The 20754-nt window shown below is 44.5% G+C and carries 23 protein-coding genes and 2 tRNA genes; 9 read left to right on the top strand and 16 right to left on the bottom strand.

Annotated features, from left to right (window positions below):
- Positions 1-18: 18 nt before the first annotated feature.
- The 5 genes from BGM23_RS01370 to dnaB form a co-directional block, all read right to left on the bottom strand.
- Positions 19-90, bottom strand: a tRNA-Glu gene (locus tag BGM23_RS01370).
- A 9-nt stretch (positions 91-99) separates the two neighbouring features.
- Positions 100-175, bottom strand: a tRNA-Lys gene (locus tag BGM23_RS01365).
- A 224-nt stretch (positions 176-399) separates the two neighbouring features.
- Positions 400-1692, bottom strand: coding sequence for an adenylosuccinate synthase (purA, locus tag BGM23_RS01360; RefSeq protein WP_003226929.1), 1293 nt, complete (start codon positions 1690-1692; stop codon positions 400-402).
- Between the two features lie 205 nt (positions 1693-1897).
- Positions 1898-2317 carry a VOC family protein gene (locus tag BGM23_RS01355; protein ID WP_015715054.1) on the bottom strand — a complete coding sequence of 140 codons (420 nt, stop codon included), beginning with the start codon at positions 2315-2317 and terminating at the stop codon, positions 1898-1900.
- Positions 2318-2438: 121 nt separating this feature from the next.
- Entirely contained in the window at positions 2439-3803 is a 1365-nt protein-coding gene (dnaB, locus tag BGM23_RS01350; RefSeq protein ID WP_015715055.1) for a replicative DNA helicase, read from the bottom strand.
- A gap of 169 nt (positions 3804-3972) precedes the next feature.
- Between dnaB and BGM23_RS01340 the strand changes: the two genes are divergently transcribed.
- Positions 3973-4173: a DUF2188 domain-containing protein gene (locus BGM23_RS01340; protein WP_003226922.1), complete on the top strand. Its 201-nt coding sequence runs from the start codon at positions 3973-3975 to the stop codon at positions 4171-4173.
- Between the two features lie 47 nt (positions 4174-4220).
- Here the strand turns inward: BGM23_RS01340 and BGM23_RS01335 are convergent, their stop codons facing one another.
- Entirely contained in the window at positions 4221-4424 is a 204-nt protein-coding gene (locus tag BGM23_RS01335; RefSeq protein ID WP_015250806.1) for a hypothetical protein, read from the bottom strand.
- Between the two features lie 120 nt (positions 4425-4544).
- On the opposite strand from BGM23_RS01335, the gene BGM23_RS01330 reads away from it, so the two are divergent.
- The 3 genes from BGM23_RS01330 (at position 4545) to BGM23_RS01320 (ending at position 8122) form a co-directional block, all read left to right on the top strand.
- Entirely contained in the window at positions 4545-4685 is a 141-nt protein-coding gene (locus BGM23_RS01330) for a YycC family protein (protein ID WP_003242786.1), read from the top strand.
- A 72-nt stretch (positions 4686-4757) separates the two neighbouring features.
- Positions 4758-5966 carry a CynX/NimT family MFS transporter gene (locus BGM23_RS01325; RefSeq protein ID WP_042976949.1) on the top strand — a complete coding sequence of 403 codons (1209 nt, stop codon included), beginning with the start codon at positions 4758-4760 and terminating at the stop codon, positions 5964-5966.
- A 104-nt stretch (positions 5967-6070) separates the two neighbouring features.
- A complete protein-coding gene (locus tag BGM23_RS01320) occupies positions 6071-8122 on the top strand; it encodes a glycosyltransferase family 39 protein (RefSeq protein WP_046664039.1) in 2052 nt (683 codons plus the stop codon).
- A 36-nt stretch (positions 8123-8158) separates the two neighbouring features.
- Here BGM23_RS01320 and rplI read toward each other — a convergent pair whose 3' ends face one another.
- From rplI to BGM23_RS01300, 4 genes are all read right to left on the bottom strand, one after another.
- The gene (gene rplI / locus BGM23_RS01315) at positions 8159-8608 is read right to left on the bottom strand and encodes a 50S ribosomal protein L9 (protein ID WP_003226915.1); all 450 of its coding nucleotides are present in this window, start codon (positions 8606-8608) and stop codon (positions 8159-8161) included.
- Positions 8605-10584 (bottom strand): cyclic-di-AMP phosphodiesterase GdpP, encoded by a 1980-nt coding sequence (gdpP, locus tag BGM23_RS01310; RefSeq protein ID WP_017695791.1) that lies wholly within the window; start codon positions 10582-10584, stop codon positions 8605-8607. The genes rplI and gdpP overlap by 4 nt, the downstream gene beginning before the upstream one ends.
- Before the next feature lie 36 nt (positions 10585-10620).
- A complete protein-coding gene (locus BGM23_RS01305) occupies positions 10621-11550 on the bottom strand; it encodes a YybS family protein (protein ID WP_003226911.1) in 930 nt (309 codons plus the stop codon).
- A 223-nt stretch (positions 11551-11773) separates the two neighbouring features.
- A complete protein-coding gene (locus tag BGM23_RS01300) occupies positions 11774-11923 on the bottom strand; it encodes a hypothetical protein (protein WP_003226909.1) in 150 nt (49 codons plus the stop codon).
- Between the two features lie 145 nt (positions 11924-12068).
- Between BGM23_RS01300 and cotF the strand changes: the two genes are divergently transcribed.
- The gene (cotF, locus tag BGM23_RS01295) at positions 12069-12551 is read left to right on the top strand and encodes a spore coat protein CotF (RefSeq protein ID WP_003226906.1); all 483 of its coding nucleotides are present in this window, start codon (positions 12069-12071) and stop codon (positions 12549-12551) included.
- Between the two features lie 29 nt (positions 12552-12580).
- On the opposite strand, the gene hypR is transcribed toward cotF, so the two are convergent.
- Complete coding sequence (gene hypR / locus BGM23_RS01290; protein ID WP_015715058.1) at positions 12581-12958, bottom strand: transcriptional regulator HypR; 378 nt, start codon at positions 12956-12958, stop codon at positions 12581-12583.
- A gap of 205 nt (positions 12959-13163) precedes the next feature.
- Between hypR and BGM23_RS01285 the strand changes: the two genes are divergently transcribed.
- Entirely contained in the window at positions 13164-14093 is a 930-nt protein-coding gene (locus BGM23_RS01285) for a manganese-dependent inorganic pyrophosphatase (protein WP_003226902.1), read from the top strand.
- Between the two features lie 32 nt (positions 14094-14125).
- Here BGM23_RS01285 and BGM23_RS01280 read toward each other — a convergent pair whose 3' ends face one another.
- Entirely contained in the window at positions 14126-14572 is a 447-nt protein-coding gene (locus tag BGM23_RS01280) for a DUF6376 family protein (protein ID WP_015715059.1), read from the bottom strand.
- An 11-nt stretch (positions 14573-14583) separates the two neighbouring features.
- The gene (locus BGM23_RS22320) at positions 14584-14904 is read right to left on the bottom strand and encodes a hypothetical protein (protein WP_003226899.1); all 321 of its coding nucleotides are present in this window, start codon (positions 14902-14904) and stop codon (positions 14584-14586) included.
- Positions 14905-15004: 100 nt separating this feature from the next.
- Here BGM23_RS22320 and BGM23_RS01270 point away from each other — a divergent pair, with 100 nt between their 5' ends.
- Both BGM23_RS01270 and BGM23_RS01265 read left to right on the top strand, forming a co-directional pair.
- Entirely contained in the window at positions 15005-16315 is a 1311-nt protein-coding gene (locus BGM23_RS01270; RefSeq protein WP_014478548.1) for an MFS transporter, read from the top strand.
- A 159-nt stretch (positions 16316-16474) separates the two neighbouring features.
- Entirely contained in the window at positions 16475-17212 is a 738-nt protein-coding gene (locus BGM23_RS01265; RefSeq protein ID WP_029726108.1) for a MerR family transcriptional regulator, read from the top strand.
- Between the two features lie 37 nt (positions 17213-17249).
- Here the strand turns inward: BGM23_RS01265 and BGM23_RS01260 are convergent, their stop codons facing one another.
- Together BGM23_RS01260 and BGM23_RS01255 are read right to left on the bottom strand one after the other, a co-directional pair.
- A complete protein-coding gene (locus BGM23_RS01260; RefSeq protein ID WP_029726107.1) occupies positions 17250-18038 on the bottom strand; it encodes a hypothetical protein in 789 nt (262 codons plus the stop codon).
- A gap of 67 nt (positions 18039-18105) precedes the next feature.
- The gene (locus BGM23_RS01255; protein ID WP_029726106.1) at positions 18106-18495 is read right to left on the bottom strand and encodes a YybH family protein; all 390 of its coding nucleotides are present in this window, start codon (positions 18493-18495) and stop codon (positions 18106-18108) included.
- A gap of 145 nt (positions 18496-18640) precedes the next feature.
- On the opposite strand from BGM23_RS01255, the gene BGM23_RS01250 reads away from it, so the two are divergent.
- Positions 18641-19480: a pentapeptide repeat-containing protein gene (locus BGM23_RS01250; protein ID WP_003244562.1), complete on the top strand. Its 840-nt coding sequence runs from the start codon at positions 18641-18643 to the stop codon at positions 19478-19480.
- 32 nt (positions 19481-19512) lie between these two features.
- On the opposite strand, the gene BGM23_RS01245 is transcribed toward BGM23_RS01250, so the two are convergent.
- Entirely contained in the window at positions 19513-20727 is a 1215-nt protein-coding gene (locus BGM23_RS01245) for an MFS transporter (protein ID WP_029726105.1), read from the bottom strand.
- Positions 20728-20754: the final 27 nt, after the last annotated feature.

Genomic DNA, 20754 nt, shown 5'->3' with positions numbered 1-20754 from the left:
AACGCTAAAGTAAATCAATGACCCGTACGGGATTCGAACCCGTGTTACCGCCGTGAAAGGGCGGTGTCTTAACCGCTTGACCAACGGGCCTTCACGAAATGGTGAGCCATGAAGGACTCGAACCTTCGACCCTCTGATTAAAAGTCAGATGCTCTACCAACTGAGCTAATGGCTCTTAAAGATGTCGGAATTTCTATAGAGCAAACGACTTAAATCTAGTTCTCATCTTGTACTCTATTGAAGCAGTTTCCGTAACAACGAGATTTATAATATCACGAACAAATAGAAGTGGCAATAACTTTTTTGGTTTTTTTTCATATTTTTTTCTCAGACCAACTTATATGCGGCTTTCAAACAAAAAACAAGCCCCTTAAATAGGGGCTTGCAGACATATTCTATTTAGTTCGCACGGTACACACTGCGAAGGACATTTGTTTGTGAGCGGTCTGGACCGACAGAGAAAATAGAAAGCGGAATGCCTGTCAGCTGAGACACACGCTCAAGATAATGGCGCGCATTTTCCGGAAGCTCGCTCAAGCTCTTCGCACCTGTAATATCCTCAGTCCAGCCTGGCATTTCTTCATAAACCGGCTCACATTCAGCAAGTGCCTTAAGACTTGCTGGGAATTCTTCAATGATTTCGCCTTTGTAGCGGTACGCCACACAGATTTTCAACGTTTCAATTCCTGTTAGGACGTCAATTGAGTTCAGAGAAAGATCTGTAATTCCGCTCACACGGCGGGCGTGGCGGACAACAACGCTGTCAAACCAGCCGACACGGCGCGGGCGGCCTGTTGTTGTTCCATATTCGCGTCCGACTTCACGGATTTGATCGCCGATTTCATCTTTCAGCTCAGTCGGGAAAGGACCGTCGCCGACACGAGTCGTATATGCTTTTGATACACCGACAACGTGCTTGATTTTGGTCGGGCCGACACCAGAACCGATCGTGACACCGCCGGCAACCGGGTTAGATGACGTAACAAACGGGTATGTTCCTTGGTCGATATCGAGCATAACCCCTTGTGCGCCTTCAAATAATACACGGCGCCCTTCATCAAGAGCATCGTTTAAGACAACAGATGTATCGCAAACATATTTTTTAATCTGCTGGCCGTACTCATAATATTCGTCTAAGATATCCTCAAGTTTAAACCCTTCTGTCTCGTACATTTTCTCGAGAAGACGGTTTTTTTCTTCAAGATTGCGCTCAAGCTTTTCCGCAAACGCGTCACGGTCTAACAGATCCGCGATGCGAATTCCGATGCGGGCTGCTTTATCCATGTAAGCAGGGCCGATTCCTTTTTTCGTTGTGCCGATCTTGTTAGCCCCTTTACGCTCTTCTTCCACTTCATCCAATTTCAAATGATACGGCAGAATGACGTGAGCTCTGTTGCTGATTCTCAGGTTATCTGTACTCACGTTGCGCTCATGAAGATACGCAAGCTCTGTGACTAATGCTTTCGGATCTACAACCATTCCGTTTCCGATTACACACGTTTTATCCTTATAGAAAATTCCAGACGGGATTAAATGAAGCTTATATGTGATTCCGTCAAACTTGATTGTATGCCCTGCGTTATTTCCGCCTTGATAACGGGCGATCACTTCTGCATTTTCTGATAGGAAATCTGTAATTTTACCTTTTCCTTCATCGCCCCATTGCGTACCTACTACAACTACTGAAGACATGTCCGTGCACCTCCGTTAACCTTTCAAAACGATTCTATTCAAACAAATCAAGTTTATCAGTGAAGAAACAGAAAGTCAATTGTAAATCCGAACATTAAATTATTGTAAATCTATATTCGTTCGCTTCCATTCGTTTTATAAGCGTTTTCTCACTGCTTTGTCATAAAAAGCTTGCGAAACTTTCATCCTTTAGCATAAGAAAGAATCACTTGCCTGATATCCCTTTTGAATTCATAAAAACGATCCGCCAGCCGTCCGGGTCCTCTATCGTCACACCCCCATTGCTCCAGTACGGGTTCTCTGATTCGACCTCTTGATAGCCCATGTGCTTTAGCTTTGAAGTGATCGCTGCCAGTTCATCTGCATTCGGCACATAGAAAACAAGAAGGCTGTCGGGATGGGGAACGGGGGCAGTGCTTCCCCCTTCATACTGGGTGAATTCTAAATGATAATCGGCATGAGGAAGGCCGAACATGACACCGTCATACCCGTTATGCTTTGAAAATTCTCCTATTCGTTTCAAACACAATCCCTCTTCGTAAAAACGAATAATCTCATCAAGCTGGCCCGTAGGACGTGCAATACGGATTTGTGCTGCGTAAAAAGACGAAAAACGTTTTCCCATATTGTTACCATCTCCTTTTTGCACCATTTTAATAAAACGCTTTCAATTTTTCATCCGCTGAGCGAACGGTATTTCTTCCATCTTTCGAATGAAAAAAAACCCCAAGAGCAGCTCTTGGGGCCTATGCGCCGGGCGGAACGCCTGCTTCATCAAAACGCCGTTCCAGGTTGACGAATTTGTTGTATTCTTTTACGAACGCAAGAGACACGGTTCCTACCGGGCCGTTACGCTGTTTGGCGATAATAATTTCGATAATATTTTTATTCTCGGTTTCTTTGTCATAGTAGTCATCACGATAAAGGAACGCGACAATATCCGCGTCCTGCTCGATACTTCCTGATTCCCGGATATCAGACATCATCGGACGTTTATCCTGACGCTGCTCAACACCCCTGGAAAGCTGAGAAAGCGCGATAACAGGGACTTGCAGCTCCCTCGCAATCGACTTCAGTTCACGGGAAATTTCAGATACTTCCTGCTGACGGTTGTCCTTTGAACGACCGCTTCCCTGAATCAATTGCAGGTAATCGATCAAAATCATGCCCAGCCCGCTTTCCTGCTTCAAGCGGCGGCACTTGGCACGGATTTCACTCACTCGAATACCCGGTGTATCGTCGATGTAAATCCCGCTGTTCGATAGGCTTCCCATTGCCATCGTCAGCTTGCCCCAATCCTCTTCGGTCAGGTTACCTGTACGGAGATTCTGGGCATTGATATTTCCCTCGGCACAGAGCATACGCATAACGAGCTGCTCTGCACCCATCTCAAGACTGAAAATTGCTACGCTCTCATCGGTCTTTGTCGCCACGTTTTGTGCGATGTTCAGGGCAAAGGCTGTTTTCCCTACTGACGGACGGGCAGCCACAATGATCAAGTCGTTTCGCTGGAAACCCGCAGTCATCCGGTCAAGCTCCGTAAACCCTGTTGGAATCCCCGTGATATCACCTTTTCGATTGTGAAGCTGTTCGATATTATCATAGGTCTGGACAAGGACGTCCTTAATATTTTGGAAGGCACTCGTGTTTTTGCGCTGGGCCACTTCCATAATCGTTTTTTCCGCTTCACTTAGTAAATCCTCGACCTCATCCTCACGGGTATACCCGTCTTGAGCAATCGTTGTCGCAGTTCTGATTAATCGGCGAAGAATCGATTTTTCCTCAACGATTTTCGCGTAATATTCTATGTTAGCCGCTGTCGGCACCGAGTTTGCGATATCTGTCAAATATGAAATGCCGCCTACTTCTTCCAGCAGGTCTGTGTTCGCAAGCTCTGATGTGACTGTCACCAGATCAACCGGTTCACCTCGGTCACCGAGCACCAGCATCGCATTATAGATTTTTTGGTGGGACATTCTATAGAAATCATCTGGAATCAATACTTCTGAAGCCAGTGTTAAAGCAGACGGCTGTAAAAAAATAGCGCCTAACACGGCTTGTTCGGCTTCTATATTTTGCGGAGGAAGCCGGTCATTCAGAAGGTCTGTCATGCTAAGCACCGTCCTCTCATTAAAAAATCTCCAACCTCCATTCTACCATTTCTACAGAAAAAAAATAGAAAAATTGTCTGTTTCCTGTTTTTTTCAGTTAGCAGATTGGATCGTTTCGGACAGTAACAAGGCGGGAAAAATGCAATAAAACATGAGGGAGGAATGAAAGATGATAAAGAAATATGCGATTACGCCTAATGTTGATGCGGACGGCTGGTTTATTGAGGTGGAGAATGTAGCGCCGACAGCTTTGTATACGTCTAAAGACGCCGCTATTGAAAAGGCCAAACAGGTGGCTAAGGAAAACAGTCCGTCTAAGCTTGTAATTTATGACCAGTTTAAAAATGTGGAAGAAGAACACTCATTTTAATGAATGAAAGCCTTCGCTACAGCGAGGGTTTTTTAGCGGTTATCGGTTTATTTCATCCATTGGATGCCTATGTGCATCATCAAATCTGCCGCTTTTTGATACAGATCCCACTCCCCGATCGAAGCAAATTTCCCCATCAGCTCCTGAAGCTTTAGCCTCACTGCTATATATTCTTCGAAAGTGACAGCTTTTTCAGTGTCTATTTGGTGTTCCTTCAGCATTTGTTTTAATAAGGATAACGGTGCGTGCATAAGAACCCTCCTTACCTCTTTTATAACGGTCATTTTCCGATTGCTCTATTCCTTTGTGACATCTTCTTACATTTCACATCTGATTCTTGTACAATGGACAGAAGAGAGGAGGGATCTTTTGTGAGACCTTTGCAAATTTCTGCTGAAACTGCACAAAAGCTTGCAGAGTCCTTGAATCTGCCGCTTGAACAGATCATGCATATGCCTCAGCATATTCTGCTTGCCAAAATGGCTGAACTGCAAAAAGAGGACAAATCATAGCGTTCATTCACATACTTGCTTACCTGTTTCGGGATAATATCATGTATATGTTAGAAAAGAGGAGTAACTGCTTTGCCACATCCACATAATAAAAAAATCCAATCATTTTGGCTGATCACCGGCATTATCTTTATCGCCTTTAACTTACGGCCCGCGATCACTTCAGTCGGTCCGGTCATCAGCTCTATCCGGGCAGAGCTGCACATGTCCAATGGGGCAGCCGGTTTTTTGACCGCACTGCCGCTGCTTTCGTTTGCAGTTCTTTCTCCACTTGCACCTAAGCTTGGACAGCGCCTCGGAAATGAGCGAACTTTATGGCTAGGTCTCGTGATACTGCTTATCGGTGTTTTGACTCGTTCTACCGGCTATACTGCCGCTTTGTTTTTCGGAACGGCACTTATCGGAGTCGGAATTGCGATTGGTAACGTACTTTTGCCAAGCTTAATCAAACATAAATACCCTGAAAAGCCAGGGATCATGATCAGCCTGTATACGACATCAATGAATATATTCGCAGCTTTAGCATCAGGTGTCAGCGTTCCTTTAGCGACCCAGATGAATGGCGGATGGAAACAAGCCTTTCTCTTATGGGGCGGGCTGGCTTTGCTTGCATTGCTGATCTGGATACCTCAGCTGCGCCATCGAGATACGGCAAACCAGACAATGAAGCTGCAATCCAGTTCCATTTGGGCTTCCAAAATGGCATGGTATGTCACCATCTTTATGGGCCTGCAATCGTTTTTATTTTACAGCAGCATCGCTTGGTTTCCTGAAATTCTCCGTTCACACGGGATTGATACGGCAACAGCCGGATGGATGGTATCACTCATGCAATTTGCGAGTCTGCCTTCCACTTTTCTGACACCAGTTTTAGCTGACCGTGTGAAACAGCAGCGCGGTATCGTTGCGGCGCTGGCCTCAGTTTATCTGATCGGCCTCTGCGGATTATTAGCGGGCGGAAGCCATACATTGCTTGCCATCTGGATGATCATTATCGGTATCGGGCAAGGCTCCAGCATTAGTCTGGCGCTCACTTTGATTGGTCTCCGCAGTGAAAATGCCCAACAGGCCGCTGCGCTGTCAGGCATGTCTCAGTCATTCGGCTACCTGCTGGCAGCAGTCGGGCCAATCTTTGTCGGCTATCTCTTTGACCAGACGCATTCTTGGACGATGCCGATTGTGCTTCTCATTGCTGCCCTGATCGTAATGGGAGCAGCCGGACAGGAAGCCGGACGAGATCGATACATTTTCCAGTCAGAAAAACAAAGAAATTCAGCATAAAGCGGGGAAGATATCTCCGCTTTTTTCTTTGAATATTTATGGTTTATTCATAAGTTTTTCATATTTGTTTTTTACAATGAGACACCATAAAGAGGTGAAAAACGATGAAAACCAAACGATTCGACGCAGCCCTTATTCTTATTTTGCTGGCAGCAGCTTTTTTGAATACGTATCACATTTGGCAGGATGATACAGCAAACCAGTACTATTTGGCGGCTGTAAAAAGCATGACGCAAAGCTTCCATAACTTCTTTTATGCGTCATTTGACCCTTCTGGATTTGTGACAGTAGATAAGCCTCCTGTCGTGTTATGGATTCAAACGATTTTTGCACTGATTTTCGGTGTTCACACGTGGAGTGTCATCATTCCCCAGGCTCTTGCCGGAGTTGGATCTGTCTTCCTACTCTACAGAATGATCAAGCCGACTTTTGGAGTTGGAGCGGCCCGCATTGCCGCACTTGTCATGGCACTGACCCCTATCGCAGTAGCTGTCAGCCGGACAAACAATATTGATAGCATGCTCGTTTTTACCATATTGCTCGGTTCAGCTTGCCTGTTTCGGGCAGTAAAACAAGGCAAGCTGGTTTGGCTGCTGATGGCATTTGCCCTGATTGGGCTCGCCTTTAATATGAAGATGATGCAAGCGTTTATGGTATTGCCTGCATTTGTGTTATTCTACCTGGTTGCATCTCGGGTTTCTCTGAAGAAAAAAATCGGGCCCCTGCTTCTGTCTCTTGTCCTTCTGACAGGCCTTTCACTCTCATGGGCGATTGCAGTGGATTCAGCCTCTTCCTCAAGCCGGCCTTATGTAGGAAGCAGCCAGACCAACTCAGTGCTAGAACTGGCCTTTGGCTACAACGGCACAGAGCGTCTGCTTGGGCAAACTACGGGCCTGGCAAAGGGTGATATGAATGCTGCTGGCGGAGGGAACATGCAGAATCAAGACAACATGCAAGCGCCAAATGGCAACGGTTCATCTTTTTCTCAGAACGGAAATCAATCATTCGGAAACCATTCACAGGCGCCTCAGCCGCCTAACGGACAAACCGGCGCTCTCAATGGAGGCGGAGGCACACCTCCCACAGGTGGCAACGGGCCTGGAAATGGAGGGCCTGGCGGCGGAAAAAGCATGAATATGTTCGGCACCGGTGATCCTGGCCCGCTTCGTCTTTTCCAATCAGCACTTTCCGGCCAAATCAGCTGGATGCTTCCATTCTCATTGATCGGATTACTGGGCGCAATCGTCAGCTGGTACCGTGATCGCCGCGGACATGCTGCTGAAATGAAAGAAACACTATTCTGGGCGGCTTGGCTTGTTCCCGTGGCTGGTTTCTTCAGCATCGCAGGATTCTTCCACCAGTATTATTTGATTATGCTGGCACCGCCGATTGCCGCCCTTTCTGGTATCGGATGGTATACGATGCACCGCTTATATAAAAATAATCAAGACTGGTCCAGCTATCTTCTGCCGGCAGCCGTTCTGATCACAACCGTGTTCCAGGTGTATATTCTGAGCGCTTATACAAGCCAAATCAGCAGTGTATGGATGTATGCCCTGGGGCTCTTAGGACTGGGCATCTCCCTTGCACTTCTGATGCTTAAACGCAGCCATCCGTTCAGTAAGCAGCTGACCATCATCAGCTTGTGCGTTCTGCTTCTCACACCTGTTTACTGGTCAGCAACGCCGCTTCTATACGGTGGCAACAGCGTCCTTCCTGAATCCGGCCCGCAGCTCAAAGGCTCAGCAAACGGCGGGAACATGTTCTCTTCAGAGGTCGACAGCGGGCTCCTGTCCTATCTGAGAAAACACAATACCGGCGAAGAATATTTATTTGCTACTTTGACAACCGTAACAGCTGCGCCATACATCATTTACGAAAATGAATCTGTTATGGCAATGGGCGGATTTAACGGCACGGATCCCATTCTGACTGTGTCGGAACTGAAAAAACTGATCAAAGAAGGCAAAGTGAAATACTTCCTTCTGTCAGAAAACAACTCAGGCAACAGCGAACTTGTTTCCTGGATTAAGAAAAACGGAAAAGAAATAACATCTGGCGAGTACAGCGGTTCCTCCAGCAGCACGAACAGCGTGCAGGGAATGCGAGGAGGACCTGGCGGAGAAAGCCAGCAAACTCTTTATCTCGTGGAATAAAAAAAGAGGCTTGGATGAATCCAAGCCTCTTTTCTATTAAGCTTCTTCTTTTACATGTACCTTTAACACAGCCTGCACTTCAGGATGCAGCTTCACAGGCACGTTTGTATATCCTAATGCACGAATGCCGTCCGGCAGTTCAAGCTTCCGCTTATCTACTTTAATGTTATGGTCTTTTTGGAGCTGTTCAGTGATTTGCTTGCTTGTCACTGAACCAAATAAACGGCCGCCCTCACCTGATTTTGCGCTAAGCTCAACAGTCAGTTTTTCTAATGTCTCTTTCAAGCTCTTAGCCTGCTCAAGCTCAGCAATGGCTTCTTTTTTCTCTTTCTGCTTTTGTCCGTTTAACGCGCTGATGTTTGACGCGTTCGCTTCAACCGCGAGGCCTTTTTTAATTAGAAAGTTATGCGCATAACCGTCTGCTACGTTTTTGACTTCGCCTTTTTTTCCTTTTCCTTTTACATCTTGTAAGAAAATAACCTTCATCTCTGTACGCCTCCCTCAAAATACTCATCTATGGCGTGCTTCAGCCGTTCCAGCGCTTCAGAAACTGAAATGCCGGACAACTGAGTCGCCGCATTTGTTAAATGCCCTCCGCCTTCCAGGGCCTCCATGATGATCTGAACATTTACCTCGCCAAGCGACCGCGCACTGATACAAACCGTTTGTTCATCCCGTCTCGCCACCGCAAATGAAGCCTCAACCTCACTCATCGACAGCAGCGAATCGGCAGCCTGCGCAATCAGCACTTGATCGAAGTATTCCTCTTCATTTTCCGGAAGAGAAGCAATCGCAATGTTATCTTTATAGAGGACCGTATGCTGGATCAGCTTCGCCCGTTTAATATAGGAATCAACGGTTTCTTTCAGGAACTTCTGCACCAGCACCGTGTCGGCGCCTTTTGCCCTTAAATAAGAAGCCGCATCGAAAGTCCGCGAGCCCGTGCGGAGAGAAAAGCTCTTTGTATCCACTATTATACCAGCTAATAGGGCTGTTGCTTCAATCATATTGATTTTTAAGCGCTTCGGCTGATATTCAAGCAGCTCTGTCACCAATTCCGCTGTGGAAGAAGCGTATGGTTCCATATAAACGAGCAACGGATCTCTGATAAACTCCTCACCTCTTCGGTGATGGTCAATGACCACGATATGTTCAATTTTATTGACCAGCCGTTCCTCCATAACAAGTGACGGCTTATGTGTATCAACGATCACAAGCAGTGTGTCATCATTGGAAAATTCCATTGCTTCTTCAGGCGTAATAAATCTTGACCACAGTTCTTCATATTTTTTGATTTCCCCAATCAAACGCTGCACACTTGATCCGATTTGATTTGGGTCAATCACGATAAAACCATCTTTGTTATTTGCCTGAGCCACCTTTAAAATCCCGATCGCTGCGCCGATAGAATCCATGTCAGGGAATTTATGCCCCATGATAATTACATTGCTGCTTTCGGTGACGATTTCCTTTAAGGCGTGAGAAATCACGCGGGCCCGCACCCTTGTTCGTTTCTCCATTGGGTTTGTTTTACCGCCGTAAAACTTCACCTTGCCGTTTGGCAGCTTAATGGCTACCTGGTCTCCGCCGCGTCCCAGTGCTAAGTCCAAGCTGGATTGCGCCAAATCGCCAAGTTCTTTCAGGGAAGAGACTGAAGCCCCGACACCGACGCTTAACGTCAGCGCTACACCGTCAAACGAGGTTTTTTCCCGCACTTCATCAAGAATCGAAAACTTCGAATTTTCGAGTTCAGTTAAGATGTGTTCATTAAGTACAGCGATAAAGCGTTCTGAAGACGTCCTTTTCAAGAAGATCCCGTACTCCTGCGCCCAAGCGTTCAGCAAAGATGTCACCTGGCTGTTCATCGTGCTTCTCGTCTGGTCATCCAATCCTTGTGTCACATCATCATAGTTATCAAGGAAAATATATGCCAGGACGGTTCTTTCGTTTTCATATAGCTTTTCAATCTGAATTTGTTCTGTTACATCAAAGAAATATAACAGACGCTCATCCCGTTTGATGACAACCCTAAACTTGCGGTCATTCAATGTAACCGTTTCCGATTCCACCTCTTGTTTGATAAGCGGCACTACCGATTCACAAGTATCGTAAAGTGATCTCCCCACTAAAGTGCTTTCATTAAAGCAAGAGGAAAGAAACGGATTTGCCCATTCTATATAATATTGGTCATTAAAAAGCATGATTCCAATCGGCATTTCCATCAATGCCTCTTCACCGACTTTTTTCAACCTGTAGGACAACGTAGAAATATAAGCATCAATCTCTTGTCGAATAAGAGAATCAGCACGCTTAATAAAAAACAAAATAACTGCCAGCAGCAGCACTTCGACGGTTCCTAATATCCAGTTAAAATAAAAGCTGATGAGGATTGTAATAATTGACAGAGCAATCAATGCATAGATGGGATACCGAAACAGCGGTTTTTCATAAAAGCTTGGCATTTCTATCACTCCCCACCATGTGAGTAAAACTCATGTTCACTTCACCTTATTCCTTATATGAAAGCCCATATCTAAAACGCCTAAAATGCGAATGGCTGCCATGAAGACCGGATGCACAAACCCAAGTATGACAGCAATCACAGCCGCAGCCTTTGGATATTGTTTCTTATGGCAATAGAAAAAGATAAATGATAAACCTTGGATGAAAATCAGAAACCCGAGTATAAACTCCCCATTTAAAGCGATAGAGTACAGCATTTGGCCTTTTTCTAAAGGCAAAAATGAAAGCATGACAATAATCAAATACAGTACTACAACACTTTGCGGAAACTTCAACTCTCTAAAAGGCTTTAGATTAGGAATATCGGGGGAGAATCGCCTTAAGAGCGGCTTAGCGATAAGGTAACTGAGGAAAGAAAAAATAACTCCTACCATCACAATAGCTGTTGGAAAAAGATATTGAACGATACCCAATTGTTCTTCCATCAGTTTTAATTGCTTCTCAAACTGTCCAGCATTGCCCGACTGCTTCGCTACAGTTTCTACCATATCAAGAGATTGCCGGTATTGTGTCATCGCCTCATCAATGATATTGATACCCAAAAACTGAATGCTTATCACAAAATAGAAGACAATACTAAGCATATAAATAAGAGCGCCCGAAATAATGGCGTGCCCGGGCTCTTTCCTTTTGAAAAAATGTCCCATGGCAATGCCGGCGCAAGCTGACATAAAAGCTACAATAAGCCCGTTAAAGGACCCGACAATAAAAACAACCGGAAGACTGACAGCGCCCATCCATATCCCTAGCTTCAATCCATGTCTGATCGTATACAAGATCATTGGCAGCGGCAGTGCAAATAACAGAATTGTTCCAATCACAGGAACATAAACGACCAGAAGCGTGATGATCGCAAACAGACTGATTAAAATAGCACCTTCCATTAAAGCTCTCGTTTGTTTCACTTAGTCACCTCGTATCATCCTGAACATACGAATAGAAAAGAGCAGCATAAACGACTGCTCTTTTTCATCGCTGCAACATACGTTGCACCGAATGTTTTTATATCATCTCTAAATTTTACTTTTATATTTTAACATAAGTCCAAATCGCAAGTAAAATGACGCTAATGTTTCATGTGAAACATAAAAATGAAAAGACATTCTTTGAAAAGAATGCCCATCACAATTAATGTTTATCATCCATAAAGCCAGAAGATTCCTTGTTTTTCTTTTTCGTTTTTCTGACATACATAAAAATTAAGATCACCAGTAAAAGGGTTGTTGCTTGCAGAACGCCGCTGCTAAACAAGAAAAAGTTCTTTATCATGTCCCACATTGTGTTTCACCTCTTTGTGCATGTTCTCAACCCGTATCCTATATAAGGTGAATTTCCCTTTTTATAAACTTCAAAACATCATGAACAACATTGAGCGTTGGGCATATGCTGATATGGAATCTGATCGATAAAGGAGAATTTTCACATGGATGAACGCAGAACATTGGCTTGGCATGAAACATTAGAAATGCACGAGCTGGTTGCTTTTCAATCAAACGGACTCATTAAACTGAAGAAAATGATAAGAGAAGTAAAAGACCCTCAGCTCAGACAGCTTTATAACGTGTCTATTCAGAGCGTTGAGCAAAATTTGAGAGAGCTTCTTCCGTTCTTTCCACAGGCTCCGCACAGAGAAGATGAGGAAGAAGAACGCGCAGATAACCCATTTTACAGCGGTGACCTGCTCGGTTTTGCCAAAACATCTGTCCGCAGCTATGCCATCGCAATTACAGAAACAGCAACACCTCAATTAAGAAACGTACTGGTCAAACAGCTGAATGCTGCCATCCAGCTGCACGCCCAAGTTTATCGATACATGTATCAGCATGGATATTATCCGTCTTACAACCTTTCTGAACTGTTGAAAAACGATGTCAGAAACGCCAACAGAGCCATTTCAATGAAATAAAACAAGCAGCAAAGGAGTTCCCTTTGCTGCTATTTCTGCTGATCCTTCACTAAGCCGTTCGAACGATAAGATTCCAGCACGTCTCTGTTGGATTCTCCCCATTCTTTCATTTGCAAAACAATCGGTTCAAGCGTTCGCCCGAATTCTGTCAGAGAGTACTCAACCTTGGGCGGCACCTGTTGATAAACCTCACGATGCACGATGCCGTCCGCTTCCAGCTCCCTCAGCTGAAGAGTAAGCATTCTTTGAGTAATACTCGGGCAGATTCGCCGAAACTCATTAAATCGTTTCTTGCCATCTATCATGTGATAAAAAAGAATTCCTTTCCACTTTCCGCCAATGACATCTAGAGTAAATTCAACTGGACAGCCTTCTTTGTTCGGGTATATATTCTTTTTTCCACTCATTCTTGACCCTCCAATAGTACCTTTTTTGATACTACATTACATTTTGCAACTAAGCTACCCAGTATTTTACACACCTTTTCTCCTTAGCTCAAAGAAAATGCTTCTTATTCACATCAATTTTTAAGGGTTTGCATGATTACACCTGCAGCAAGACGTGTTAAACTATATAAAGATTACACTACTTAAAAAAAGGATAGGAGCTATCATGGAAAAGATACTTATTTTCGGACACCAAAACCCAGACACAGATACGATTTGTTCTGCGATTGCTTATGCTGATTTGAAAAACAAACTCGGCTTCAATGCTGAGCCTGTCCGTCTCGGACAAGTCAACGGCGAAACACAATACGCGCTTGACTATTTCAAACAAGAAAGCCCGCGTCTTGTTGAAACAGCTGCAAACGAAGTAAACGGCGTTATCCTGGTTGACCATAACGAACGCCAGCAAAGCATCAAAGACATTGAAGAGGTTCAGGTTTTAGAGGTTATCGACCATCACCGCATCGCTAACTTTGAAACAGCTGAGCCGCTTTACTATCGTGCTGAGCCTGTAGGCTGTACGGCTACCATCTTAAACAAAATGTACAAAGAGAATAACGTGAAAATCGAGAAAGAAATTGCCGGCCTTATGCTGTCTGCGATCATTTCTGATTCCCTGTTATTTAAATCTCCAACTTGCACGGACCAAGACGTAGCAGCAGCAAAAGAGCTTGCGGAGATCGCTGGCGTAGATGCTGAAGAATACGGCTTGAACATGTTGAAAGCAGGCGCTGATCTAAGCAAAAAAACAGTGGAAGAGCTCATTTCTCTTGATGCGAAAGAATTTACGCTCGGCAGCAAGAAAGTCGAAATCGCACAAGTAAACACAGTGGACATTGAAGATGTGAAAAAACGCCAAGCTGAATTAGAAGCTGTGATCTCAAAAGTTGTGGCTGAGAAGAATCTTGATCTCTTCCTTCTCGTTATCACAGATATCTTAGAAAATGATTCACTTGCTCTTGCAATCGGTAACGAAGCAGCGAAAGTGGAAAAAGCGTTCAACGTTACATTAGAAAACAACACAGCCCTCTTAAAAGGCGTTGTTTCCCGTAAAAAACAAGTCGTTCCTGTCTTAACAGACGCAATGGCTGAATAAGCAAAAAGCATCCCGCGTCGGGATGCTTTTTCTTATTCACCCAGCTTCTCAATTTGTCCCATCACATCAGTAATTTGCTTTGCGTTTTGGACCAGGTCTGACTGCTCCAATTCTTTAAGCGATACCTTGCCTTCCTCGGCTTGTTTCAACACCTCTTCAGCGCTTTTCTGCAAGGTTTCGTTATGCTCCTGAATGGTTTGATGAATCTCCGCTGCGGCATCAGGCGGCGTTAATTCATTAAAATCAGCGGCATCCTTCTGAATCGACTCAAGCTGCGCTTCAAGTTTTTCTTTCGCCTCGGTGTCATTTACAGCTTTCTCAGCCAATTCAGGCGCTTCCTCTGCAAATGTCTTCACCTTCTCCACATACCCCGCTGCTTCACTCGTATAGTTCAATCCGTCGTTCACCTGATCAAGCATGCCACATCCGCCTGCACTCAAAAGTCCCACTCCGGCAAGTATTGTCAAAATGATCTTCATCTTCAGCCCCCTCATCGTTTCTTTTTCATTTTTTCTTTTAAGATCGGAATCAATTTCTCTTTCGCTAACGGCAGCCCTTTCCTCACCAATTCACGCTTCAGCCACTTTTTCAGCTTAGACATTCTGATGCTCCTCTCCCTTTTTGATAAAAATGAAAAAACTCCACCAATTTGGTGAAGTTCCTGAAACAAAAAGACCTTCACCAAATCAGATTTGGCAAAGGTCTCGCTAACAATGAGATTGCCAGCAAAGCCGAGGACACCTTGTCCCGTAATGACGACTTTACTGTGAAAGCTACTCCCCTTTGGAGTGTTCATTTTTATTACTTTCATTCTAAAGCACCAATCTGTTCCAGTCAAATTCCTGCCGTTTATATAAAAGCGCGCTGTGGTATTTAAAATTTGAATGGTTTTTCCATCAGGAGATCATGCTATGACAGAGGAGGTTTTCATCATGAGTCAAGAGCGCGTGAAACGGCCTGGGCATACCAGATGGTACATATCTTCGTTACTTAGCGGCATTATTATTCTTAATTATTTTGACCGAGTGGCCATCTCGGTAGCGGCCCCTGCGATACAAGATTCGTTTCACCTTACTGCAACTGAACTCGGCATCGTGTTTTCCATTTACACCTATTCCTATACACTGATGCAGCTGCCTGTCGGAAGTTTGCTGGACCGTTTTGGGGTCGCATGGGTCACGAGGGTTGGAATGACGATATGGAGCTTTTTAACGATCCTTCTTGCTTTTTTGCAAGGAAAATTGCTGTTGTATCTGTTCCGGTTTCTCATTGGGCTGACGAGCGCCTCTGCGTTCCCCGCTGCCTCTAAAGCAACCGCTCTCTGGTTTCCTCCAAGTGAGCGGGGATTGGCAAACTCACTGTTCGATTCGGCCGCCAAGTTTTCAAATGTAATCGGCGCGCCATTGGTCGCCTTTCTTGTCACAACATTTGACTGGCGTGTCGCTTTTTTGACGATTGGATGCATCAATGTGCTGTTTACGATCTTTTTCTGGCAGTATTATGAACAGCCTGAACGGCACAAACGTATTTCTAAAAGTGAACTAAACTATATTCAAAAACACAATGCCATTACAACAGAGCAAATCCCTTACAAAACGGGCCCGCTTTTAAAAAAGCTTTTCACCAATCGGAAAGTATGGGGCTTAATGATCGGATTTACAGGGTACGGGTATACATTCAACCTGCTGCTCACCTGGCTTCCGACTTTCTTTAAACATACATACGGTATGGATCTCATGTCGTCCGGTTTATTTACGGCAGTGCCGTGGCTGATCTCAACCATTTCCGGAATTGCCGTCGGCGGCTGGCTCGTCGATTATTTTATTAAGAAAGGCTATCCTAACACCAAGGTGTACCGAACCGTAATCATAGTCGGAATGAGCTTTGGCTTTTTCTTTTTAGGCTCCATTCTGACGAACAATATTACCGTAGCCATTATTTGCATTTCCATCGGACTCGCCGGAATTTCAGCAACCGCTCCGGTCGGCTGGTCCATCTCCGCAGAACTCGCGCCGATCGGTTCCGTATCCATGCTGAGCTCCATGGTGAATCTCGCAAACAACCTGTTCGGAGGCATTATTGCTGCGTCACTGACAGGGTATTTGTTTGATGTGACAGGCTCCTTTACACTCAGCTTTCTGGTAGCTGGTTTTGTGCTGTTGCTGGGATTGGTTTTTTATGTGTTTGTTTTAGGGGATGTAAAACGAATTAAACTGGAATGAAGAGTGCTTGCTGAAAAGCACTCTTTTCTTTGAATCCGCCAGGTGTTATTTTCTTTCTCCCACATTCACTAGTCTGTCTTCGGACGAAAACACCACCATTTTATCCTTGACTCCAACCAAAGGTAAGGCCTCATAGTGAAAGAAGAAAGGAGGAGTCGGATGGAGAAATTAACAGTAAAAGAACTATCCAATATTGCGAATGTCACAATCAAAACGCTTTATCATTACCACAAAATCGGCTTGCTAGCCCCAAAGGAAATAAGCGAAGCCGGATATCGGTACTATGGTGCTGACGAACTAAAAAGACTGCAGGAAATCCTTTTTTACAAAGAATTAGATATTCCTTTGTCAGAAATCAAAACATTACTAAATGAGGATGCTAAAAGAACAAGTACATTAGAAAAACAAAAAAAGCTGTTTGAAAAGAAAATTGAAAAGTATCAGCGTCTCATTCAAACAGTCAACACATCTCTAGAATACACGAGAAAAGGTGAAAACATGGATCATAAGGTAATGTTTAAAGGATTTGAAAGCGCTGAAGAATGGAAACAATCTTTAGCAGAACAAAATGGGTATTTAAAAGAGCGTTACGATTTTGAATTGGATACACATACAATCAATGTCGATGAAATGAACAAAATGGCAATAGAGGCTAAACATTTTCTTGATAGGATGGCTGATTTTTTAAGAAATGGTGTAACGTATCATGACCCTTCCGTGCAAGAGCATGTCATGAATCATCTTAAGTTCCTAAATCAGAACGGGCATCCGACAAGTAAAGAAGATTACGTAAAACAAACACGTTTTTTTATGCAAGATGATTTCCATAGAGGAATGTTAGAAGAGCAGCAAGCCGGTTTATCTTATTATTTGGTTGTCGTTGCAGAACACCTGTAGTGTTTTGTCACCCTTTATAGGGTGACAGCCATCAGGATTACGAGACAGCACCGCCAACAATCGAAACATTCTGCCGGTCAACGGCAAAACGCCGTCCGTTCCATTTTAATACGGTTTGAACATATCCCAATGAGTCGGCGTTATACCTTCCCGCTATCCGCTGGTACGCCAATAATTCGTATACGCCGTCTCTGTCAAAATCAACCGGATACAAGCCCGATAAAGGATTCACCCATCCTTCTATCGGCATTTTTAACACACCTTGGCTGTTATAAATCTCATTCAAATATTCCCTGCCTTTGTAAGTAAGGTCGAGGATATACGTTTCGTTTTGCTGATGACTGATGACGCTCGCTTTATATTGATTTTGATACCTCACACTGTACTTTAATTCATCATTCAATACATCTGAATTGAAAATTCGCCGGAACTGCCTGTTTAGATAGGCAAACACATATGCATAAATAGCACCGCCACTTCCCCCTGTATCCATTACCACTGCCACATCCTCAATCTTGTCGCCTGTCATATCCCCCAGAAAAAGTGACGGATTGTATCCCATATTGTTTTGAAGCTGAATCTGCTGCTCCTGATGGGTTCTGCCATCACGGATCACCAATGTGATATTTCTCCATAACGGGCTGCCGGGCATTTGATTTCCAGTTAGAAAGACCTCGTCAATAACGCCGTCTCCCGTTACATCACCGCGAGTAGATGCAATGATTGCACGTGAGGAGACAGGCTGCCGAAATACGTATGGATGTTGAACAAGTCCTCTGCTTTCATAAAACCAATAAGGAGCCATTCTGATGTCATACACATTCAATTGTGTCACCTTCCCTAATCAGCTGAATGAATCATTATATGCAGGAATGGCACATCAATGACATATCTTACACACCAATTAAATCCGTACCATATGAGTTATCGATTACACAAAGCCACTCGCCTTGCGCATTCTTCTTAAATACATAGGTCGCCCTTCTTTCCATCGCATACTCGGAGTCCTTTTTATCCGAATCAAGCAGTGTCTGAGAAAGGACGAGTACCGTGTCACCTGCTTCCAACAGGATCATTTCCCCTTGTTTCGGGACAATATGATGATTGAAATAGTTCGCAATCGTAATAAACGCTTTTTTGATTTCTTCTTTGCCTCGCGCGATCATGCCCGGCTTCACGACTAAAACGGCATCTTCCGAATAATAATTCATCAGTGTATCAAAATCTTCATTTTGGATTGCCAAATCACACGCAGAGATGATGTCTTTCAATTGCTGTTCCAAATGAATTCCCCCAATCATCATGATTGGATATATTATACATCGCTAGACCACTGAAACCTTGAAAACAAAATGAAAAGTATCCTTTTTTCCTATATAATCAAATAGATATATTTAACAAAGTACCCAAGTGAAGGGGTGAACATTATTGTCTGCGGAAGTAACGTTACATGACAATATACATTATGATTTAAGTGCGGATTGCCAGCACTGTTTTGGCCTGTGCTGTGTCGCCTTGCCTTATGCGAAGTCGGCAGATTTTGCTTTTGATAAAGACGGGGGCACGCCTTGCCGCAACTTACAATCAAACTATCAATGTTCTATACATAAAGATCTCAGAGAAAAAGGATTTCGAGGCTGCTCTGCATATGAATGCTTTGGCGCCGGCCAAAAAGTATCCCAAATCACTTATGAGGGAAAGGATTGGCGAAACAGCCCCGAAACGGCCAACCAGATGTTTGACGTTTTTCCTATCATGCAGCAGCTGCACGAAATGCTCTGGTATTTACATGAAGCTCTTTCTATAGATATAGCCAAGCCGATTCATTCTGAACTGAGAACCACTTTCGAAAAAATAGAAAGGCTCACCAGACTCAGCAAAGAACGCTTGCTGACACTGCAGGTGGACGAGCATCGAGCTGAGGTCAATGAATGGCTGTTAAAAACAAGTGAACTGGTGCGTGCCCAAGCCCGCCATCCAAAACTCCCGAAAAAGGTCAGCCGGGGAAGTGTCCTGATCGGCGCGAAACTGAAAGGGCTTGATCTGCGAGGAGCAAATCTAAGAGGGGCGCTGCTCATAGCCGCCGATCTGAGAAATGCCGATTTGAGAATGACAGACTTTATCGGTGCAGATATGAGAGACGCTGATCTCAGCGGCGCCGACCTGACCGGGAGCATCTTTTTGACACAGGCACAGGTGAACGCCGCCAACGGCGATTCGAATACAAAGCTGCCGCTGTCTGTACGAACCCCTGCCCATTGGAAATAAAAAAGGACCCGCTAACGGTCCTTTTTTACTGATCAATTCAATCCTTTTTCGTTCCTCTTATCCGGCATTTTCACACTTCTTGCCAAGTATCCCGACAGCCATAACGCAACCAGCAGCATGAAGGTGATCATACCGACGACGCCCAGCCAGTGAAAACCAGACCAGAATAGCCCTCCGATTGTTCCGAAAACACTTGAACCGGCGTAATAAAAGAACAAATACAGCGATGAAGCCTGTGCTTTGTTGTGAAGGGCTCTCCTGCCCACCCAGCTGCTGGCAACTGAATGCCCTCCGAAAAAACCGAATGTAAAGAGGGCAATCCCCAGAATTTTCACTGCCAGCATATTGTTTATCGTAAATAACGCACCTGCAATGACGATGAAAATATTCATCACCAATATTTTCGGATAGCCATATCGATCAACCATTCTTCCAATGAAAGACGAGCTGAAAATGCCTACAATCATCACAATAAAGATCCAGCTGGCAAATGCTTTATTAAGCGAATACGGCGGGCCCAACAGCACATACACAATGTAATTAAACAAGGCAACATTGCTTCCGAGCAGCAAAAAACCAATGAGAAACAAGCTGAATAGTTTTCGGTCCTTCAAGTGGCTGATCAGAGACATTCCCAATTTCCCGAGCTTCAATTTTCTTGGCGTAAAATGCCTGGATGGCGGCAAATTCATAAAAAATATAACACTAGCAATCAAACTAATGACACCAATTGATCCCATCGCCATATGCCAATTCAAGTACTCGCTCAGGAGCCCGGAAACGATCCTTCCGAAAACGGCGCCGATTGCATTTCCACTGATATATAGCCCCATCGCTGATCCAAGACTTCCGGGTTCAATTTCTTCCCCAAGATAAGCCATCGCAATCGACGGAAGGCCTGCGAGCGCAACGCCTTGAACGGTTCTCAATACGAGCAGTGTATGAAAGTTCGGACTGAAGGCCGATGCCAGACAGAGAACCGATGCGGCCAGCATGGAAATACCCATAATAGGCTTGCGTCCCCACACCTCGGATAATGAACCAAAGACAAGCATGCTCACAGCTAACAGCATTGTGGTAACAGATAAAGAAAGACTCGCCGCAGTAGGCGTTACATGAAATTCCCGCGTGAATTCCTCCATGAGCGGCTGTACGCAATATAGAATCGCAAATGTATTGAAACCCGCAGCGAAGAAAGCAAACGTAATTTTTCGAAAAACCGGTGTGCCTTTTCGAATGTATGTCATCGGGACTTTATCGGTCCCTCATCATGT

Source organism: Bacillus sp. FJAT-14266, from assembly GCF_001719225.1.
GTDB classification, from domain to species: Bacteria; Bacillota; Bacilli; order Bacillales; family Bacillaceae; genus Bacillus; species Bacillus subtilis.
Note: the sequence above shows the minus strand (reverse complement) of the source record. Positions and strands in the feature narration are given on the sequence as shown.

Bases quoted from the DNA above. Each gene is read 5' to 3' on its own strand.
- purA (WP_003226929.1), bottom strand. From the start codon at position 1,692: ATGTCTTCAGTAGTTGTAGTAGGTACGCAATGGGGCGATGAAGGAAAA.
- BGM23_RS01355 (WP_015715054.1), bottom strand. From the start codon at position 2,317: ATGGGAAAACGTTTTTCGTCTTTTTACGCAGCACAAATCCGTATTGCA.
- dnaB (WP_015715055.1), bottom strand. From the start codon at position 3,803: ATGACAGACCTTCTGAATGACCGGCTTCCTCCGCAAAATATAGAAGCC.
- BGM23_RS01340 (WP_003226922.1), top strand. From the start codon at position 3,973: ATGATAAAGAAATATGCGATTACGCCTAATGTTGATGCGGACGGCTGG.
- BGM23_RS01335 (WP_015250806.1), bottom strand. From the start codon at position 4,424: ATGCACGCACCGTTATCCTTATTAAAACAAATGCTGAAGGAACACCAA.
- BGM23_RS01320 (WP_046664039.1), top strand. From the start codon at position 6,071: ATGAAAACCAAACGATTCGACGCAGCCCTTATTCTTATTTTGCTGGCA.
- rplI (WP_003226915.1), bottom strand. From the start codon at position 8,608: ATGAAGGTTATTTTCTTACAAGATGTAAAAGGAAAAGGAAAAAAAGGC.
- gdpP (WP_017695791.1), bottom strand. From the start codon at position 10,584: ATGCCAAGCTTTTATGAAAAACCGCTGTTTCGGTATCCCATCTATGCA.
- BGM23_RS01300 (WP_003226909.1), bottom strand. From the start codon at position 11,923: ATGTGGGACATGATAAAGAACTTTTTCTTGTTTAGCAGCGGCGTTCTG.
- cotF (WP_003226906.1), top strand. From the start codon at position 12,069: ATGGATGAACGCAGAACATTGGCTTGGCATGAAACATTAGAAATGCAC.
- hypR (WP_015715058.1), bottom strand. From the start codon at position 12,958: ATGAGTGGAAAAAAGAATATATACCCGAACAAAGAAGGCTGTCCAGTT.
- BGM23_RS01285 (WP_003226902.1), top strand. From the start codon at position 13,164: ATGGAAAAGATACTTATTTTCGGACACCAAAACCCAGACACAGATACG.
- BGM23_RS01280 (WP_015715059.1), bottom strand. From the start codon at position 14,572: ATGAAGATCATTTTGACAATACTTGCCGGAGTGGGACTTTTGAGTGCA.
- BGM23_RS22320 (WP_003226899.1), bottom strand. From the start codon at position 14,904: ATGAAAGTAATAAAAATGAACACTCCAAAGGGGAGTAGCTTTCACAGT.
- BGM23_RS01270 (WP_014478548.1), top strand. From the start codon at position 15,005: ATGACAGAGGAGGTTTTCATCATGAGTCAAGAGCGCGTGAAACGGCCT.
- BGM23_RS01265 (WP_029726108.1), top strand. From the start codon at position 16,475: ATGGAGAAATTAACAGTAAAAGAACTATCCAATATTGCGAATGTCACA.
- BGM23_RS01245 (WP_029726105.1), bottom strand. From the start codon at position 20,727: ATGACATACATTCGAAAAGGCACACCGGTTTTTCGAAAAATTACGTTT.